The 5,945-nt window shown below is 67.6% G+C and carries 3 protein-coding genes and 1 pseudogene; all 4 read right to left on the bottom strand.

The annotated features are described in order from the left end of the window. A partial coding sequence (locus BN903_RS04625; RefSeq protein ID WP_154018044.1) for an AMP-binding protein occupies window positions 1–777 on the bottom strand: 777 nt, incomplete at its 3' end. An 85-nt stretch (window positions 778–862) separates the two neighbouring features. Beyond that, window positions 863–1,240 (bottom strand): hypothetical protein, encoded by a 378-nt coding sequence (locus BN903_RS04620; protein ID WP_048076599.1) that lies wholly within the window; start codon window positions 1,238–1,240, stop codon window positions 863–865. An 89-nt stretch (window positions 1,241–1,329) separates the two neighbouring features. Beyond that, window positions 1,330–3,826: pseudogene (gene gyrA, locus BN903_RS04615) on the bottom strand (DNA gyrase subunit A). Beyond that, entirely contained in the window at window positions 3,823–5,739 is a 1,917-nt protein-coding gene (gene gyrB, locus BN903_RS04610; protein ID WP_048076598.1) for a DNA topoisomerase (ATP-hydrolyzing) subunit B, read from the bottom strand. The pseudogene gyrA and the gene gyrB overlap by 4 nt, the downstream one beginning before the upstream one ends. Window positions 5,740–5,945 lie beyond the last annotated feature (206 nt).

Genomic DNA, 5,945 nt, shown 5'->3' with positions numbered 1-5,945 from the left:
CCACGGGGTGGGAGTGACCTCGCCGTCGTCGCTTGCGGGCGTCGCCCCGAGCCGGTCGTACACGACGATCTCCTCGACGTGGCCGGCGTCCGCGATGGCCTGGTCGGCGGTCGCCTTCAGCCGCACCTCGTCGCCCCGCCGGTAGAAGCCGTCGCCCGTGAACAGCACGGACGGCTCCCCGTCGTCGATCCGGGTCGCGGTCGCCTCGCGGCCGAACCCGGAGAAGATCGGCACCGCGATCGCACCCACCTTCAGGCAGCCGTAGAGGATCGAGACGACCTCGGGCACCATCGGCATGTACAGCCCGACGGTGTCGCCGGTCTCGATCCCGGCCTCGGTCAGGTAGTTCGCGACCCGGTCGCTCTGCCGGCGGAGTTCGTGATACGTTATCTCGCGGACGTCCCCCGGCTCTCCCTCCCAGAGCAGCGCGACGCGGTTGCGGTTCGGCGAGTCGACCGCGGCGTGGCGGTCGACGACGTTGTGCGCGACGTTGATCTCGCCGCCCGGGTACCAGTCGGAGAACTGCGGGCCGTCGGCGTCGTCCCGGACCGTGTCGTAGTCGGTGTAAAAGTCGATGTCGAGGTAGTCGACGATCTCGTCCCAGAACCAGTCGACCCCGGACTCCGGTTCGCCCGGGACCTCCGAGGTGGTGCGGCGGATTAGCTCCTCGTAGTCGTCGATCCCGTACTCGCGCATGAACGCCGCGACGTTCGTCGACTCGGCGAACGCCTCGGTCGGCTCGTGTACGACCTCGTCTATCCCCTCGTACTCGTCCATCTCGTCCGGGGATTTTCGCGGCGACAGTAAGTAACTTTCCTGAACGATTCGCGGAGAGCGCGGTCGACTCGACCGGGACGAGCGACTACCGCGAGTTGACGCACTCGCCCGCGACCTCGACCGTCCCGCCGCCGACGACCATCGTCGCGTCGTAGAGCTGGCAGGTACCGGCGTCCCACGCCAATCGCCCCTCCCAGTCGGGACCCGTCACCGCGACCTCGTGGCGACCGGTCGCCCCGACGACCACCTCGAACGCCCGGGCGACGCCGGCGTCGACCCGGTCGGACTCCTCCTCGTAGGTCGTCCCGTCGTCGCCCTCGACGACGACGTCCACGTCGACCGGACCGTCGCCGTCGTTGCGGACCGTCAGGTCGAGGCGGCCGGGGTCGTCCGATCCGAGACAGCCTGCGACCCCGCCGGCGACTACGGTCGCGCTCGCGGCGAGGAGTCGGCGTCGTTCCATGGCGGTCGCTCGTCGCGACGGGACTTCAAGCCACGTACGAACGGACGGAGGAGGGATCGGAACCGAGCGGGGTTCGTCGCGCGGGAGGGTTACTCGTCGTCGACCTCGGCGTCGTCCGCCTCGCTCTCGGCGGCGTGAACCGACTCGGGGACGATATCGACGGACGCGACCTCGTCGTCGGGGTCGAGGTTCATCACGATGACACCCTTCGTGTTCCGGCTCACGGTCGAGATCTCCTCAACGCGGGTCCGCATGATCTGTCCCGCCGCACTCATCGCGACGAGGTGGTCGCCGTGGGTGACCGCCTCGATGGCGACGACCTCGCCGTTGCGGTCGCCGGTCTTGATATCGACGAGCCCCTTGCCGTTCCGCGACTGCGGGCGGTACTCGTCGAGGTCGGAGCGCTTCCCGTAGCCGTTCTCGGTCACGGTGAGCACCCAGTTGTGGTAGTCTTGGTCGATGGCGGCGACGCCGGCGACGGCGTCGCCCTCGCGGAGGTCGATGCCGATCACGCCGCGGGCCGTGCGACCCATCGCGCGGGCGTCGGACTCGTCGAACCGGATCGCCATCCCGTGTTTGCTTCCGATGACGATGTCGCGGTCGCCGTCGGTCACCTCGACGTCGACCAGTTCGTCGCCGTCCTCCAGCCGGATGGCGCGGATGCCGGTCGAGCGGATGTTGCCGAACTCGTCGACTGCGGTCCGCTTTATGTACCCGTCGCGGGTGACCATCGTGAGGAACTCGTCGTCGTCCAAGTCCTCGGTGTTGACGACCGACTCGATCTCCTCGCCGTCGTCCAGATCGAGGAGGTTGACCGCGGACTTCCCGCGCGCCGTGCGGGACATCTCCGGGATCTCGTAGGTCTTCAGCTCGTAGATCTGCCCGCGGTTCGTGAACACGAGGAGGTAGTCGTGGGAGTTGGCCGCGAACACGGAGGAGACGCGGTCGCCCTCCTTCAGCCCCGTGCCGATGATCCCCTTGCCGCCGCGGTTCTGCGCGCGGAACTCGTCGAGCGGCATCCGCTTGATGTAGTCGTCCTCGCTCATCACGACGACGCACTCCTCCTCGGGGATGAGGTCCTCGTGGGTCACGTCGCCCACGTCCTCGATGAAGCTCGTGCGGCGCTCGTCGTCGTACTCGGCTTTGATCTCCTGAAGCTCGTCGACGATCACCTGGTCGAGCTCGCCGGGGTCGGCAAGGATCGTCTCCAGCCGCTCGATCCGGGCGTTCACCTCCTCGTACTCCGACTCGATCTCGGCCGTCTCCATCGAGGTGAGCGAGCCGAGCTGCATCCGAACGATGTGGGCCGCCTGCGCCTCGGTGAAGTCGAACGCGGACTCCAGCGCCGCCTTCGCGGCGTCGCGGTCGTCGGAGTCTTGGATCGTCTCGACGACGCTGTCGACGTTGTCGAGCGCCTTCAGCCGGCCTTCGAGGATGTGCGCGCGGTCCTCGCGCTCTGCGAGCTCGTGTTCGGAGCGCCGCCGAACGACCTCGCGCCGGTGTTCGACGTAGTGTTCGAGCGTCTCCTTGAGGTCCAACACCTGCGGAGAACCGTCGACCAGGGCGAGGTTGATGACCCCGAAGGTGCGTTCGAGGTGGCTCTCCAACAGCTGGTTTTTCACCCACATCCGCCATCGCGTCCCGCTTGAGCTCGACGACGATCCGGATCCCGTCGCGGTCGGACTCGTCGCGGAGGTCGCGGATCCCCTCGATCGCTCCCTCGTTGACGTCCTCGGCGACCCGCTCGACGAGCCGCGACTTGTTCTGCTGGAAGGGGAGCTCCGAGATGACGATCCGGCCCTCCTCCTCGTCGACCTCGAACTCGGCGCGGACGCGGATCCGACCGCGACCCGTCTTGTACGCCTTGTGGACCGCGTTCCGGCCGACGATGTTCGCGCCGGTCGGGAAGTCCGGCCCCTTGACGTGTTCCATCAGGTCCTCGACCGTCGCGTCGGGGATCTGGATTAGCTCGACGGTCGCGTCGATCACCTCGCCGAGGTTGTGCGGCGGGATGTTCGTCGACATCCCGACCGCGATACCCGAGGAGCCGTTGACGAGGAGGTTTGGGAACGCCGCGGGCAGCACCGCCGGCTCTTCGAGGCGGTCGTCGTAGTTCGCCTGGAAGTCGACGGTGTCGCGCTCGATGTCCGCCATCAGCTCCTCGGCGATGGGGGCCATCCGCGCCTCCGTGTACCGCATCGCGGCCGGCGGGTCGCCGTCGACGGAGCCGAAGTTCCCCTGCCCGTCGACGAGGGGGTACCGCATCGAGAAGTCCTGCGCCATCCGCGCGAGCGTGTCGTAGATGGCGCTGTCGCCGTGCGGGTGGTAGTCGCCCATCGTCTCGCCGACGACGGAGGAGGACTTGCGGTGCGCGGAGTTGCTCGTCACGCCCGCCTCGTTCATCGCGAAGAGGATGCGGCGGTGGACGGGCTTGAGCCCGTCGCGCACGTCGGGGAGCGCGCGGCCCGCGATGACGGACATCGCGTAGTCGATGTACGACTGCTCCATCTCGTCTTCGATGCGGGCGTTCGTCACCTGTGCGGCCCGTACGTCACCGGGGTCGGCGTCTGAAGTCTCTGAGCTCATATGTCCACCCACTCCGCTTCGGTCGCGTGTTCCTTGATGAACTGCTTGCGCGGCTCGACCGCGTCACCCATCAGCACGTTGAACATGCGGTCGGCGGCAGCCGCGTCGTCGACGTTGATCCGCTTGAGCCGGCGGTTCTCCGGGTCCATCGTGGTGTCCCACAGCTGGTCGGGGTTCATCTCGCCGAGCCCCTTGAACCGCTGGACCTGCGTCGGGTTGCCGTCGCACTCCTCCTCGACGATGCGGTCGCGCTCCTCCTCGGTCATCGCGTCGTACGTCTCCCCGCGGTAGCGGACGCGGTACAGCGGCGGCTGGGCCGCGTACACGTAGCCGGCCTCCAACAGGGGCTTCATGTGCCGGTAGAGGAGCGTGAGGAGGAGGGTTCTGATGTGCGCACCGTCGACGTCGGCGTCGGTCATGAGGATGATCTTGTTGTACCGGACGTCGTCGATGTCGAACTCCTCGCCGATCCCCGCGCCGATCGCGGTGATCAGCGCGCGGATCTCGTCGTTCTCGAGGATGCGGTCGAGGCGGTGTTTCTCGACGTTGAGGATCTTCCCCTTGAGGGGTAAAATTGCCTGATTCTCGCGGTTCCGGCCCTGCTTGGCCGAGCCGCCCGCGGAGTCGCCCTCGACCACGAACAGCTCCGCCTCGGTCGGGTCGCGGGTCTGACAGTCGGCCAGCTTGCCGGGCAGCGCGGTCGACTCCAGCGCGGACTTCCGTCGGGTCAGCTCCTCGGCCTTCTTCGCCGCCTTCCGGGCGCGGGCGGCCTCGGCGGCCTTGTGGACGACCTTCTCGGCGGTGTCCGGGTTCTCCTCGAAAAAGGTTCCGAGCTTCTCGTGGGTCGCGGACTCGACGACGCCGCGGACCTCGCTGTTGCCGAGCTTCGTCTTCGTCTGCCCCTCGAACTGCGGGTCAGGGTGTTTCACCGAGACGACGGCCGTGAGCCCCTCGCGGACGTCCTCCCCTTTGAGGTTGGCGTCGAGGTCGTCGACTAACCCGTGTTCGTTCGCGTAGTCGTTCACCGTCCGCGTCAGCGCGGTCTTGAACCCGGTGAGGTGGGTCCCGCCCTCGCGGGTGTTGATGTTGTTCGCGAACGCGTGGACGGAGCCCTGAAGCTCCTCTGTCGCCTGCATCGCGACCTCGACGTGGACGCCGTCGGTCTCGTCCTCGAAGTAGATGACCTCCTCGTGGATCGGCGAGCGCGTCTCGTTGAGGTACGCGACGAACTCGCGGATGCCGCCGTCGTACTTGAACGTCTCCGCGGTGTCGTCGCGGTCGTCGACGAGGCGGATCTCGACGCCCGAGTTGAGGAACGCCAGCTCGCGGAGCCGGTTCGCGAGCGTCGAGGTCTGGAAGTCGGTCGTCTCGAATATCTCGTCGTCGGGCCAGAAGCGGATCTGGGTCCCGGTCGACTCGTCGGCGTCGGTGTCGCGGACGCGCTCGAAGGCGTCCTCGACGGGTTCTCCGCGCTCGAACTCGTGGCGGTAGACGCCGCCGTCGCGTTTCACCTCGACCTCCAGCCGCTCGGAGAGGGCGTTGACGACGCTGACGCCGACACCGTGCAGCCCGCCGGACACCTGATACGACTTGGAGTCGAACTTTCCGCCGGCGTGGAGGACCGTCAGGATGACCTCCAGCGCCGGCCGGTCGTACTCTTCGTGGGTGTCGACGGGGATCCCGCGTCCGTCGTCGCGGACGGAGACGGAGCCGTCGTCGTGGATGCGGACCTCGATCTCCTCGCAGTACCCCGCGAGCGCCTCGTCGATGGAGTTGTCGACGACCTCGTAGACGAGATGGTGGAGCCCCCGACCGTCCGTGGACCCGATGTACATCGCCGGTCGCTTACGGACGGCCTGCAGGCCTTCGAGGACCTGAATTTGGCCGGCTCCGTATTCGCTCTGCTCTGACATAGGAACTTACTCCAGCTAATCGCCGTCGACTTATAAAGGCGGCGCACGCGCGCGGGCGTGTGTGAGCGGCCGACGCGTCGCAGTTGTCGAACACCGCTCGCGGCCGAGTACGCCGCGAGCGACCGCACCTCAGCGCGATTCCGGTCCCTCGTCGAGGAAGGCCCGGACGCGCCCGACGGCCGCCGTCCGGAGGCGACCCGCGTCGA

The sequence above is a fragment of the Halorubrum sp. AJ67 genome (genome assembly GCF_000513435.1).
The sequence above is the reverse complement of the archived record's forward strand: the minus strand, read 5'-3'. Positions and strand labels throughout refer to the sequence as shown.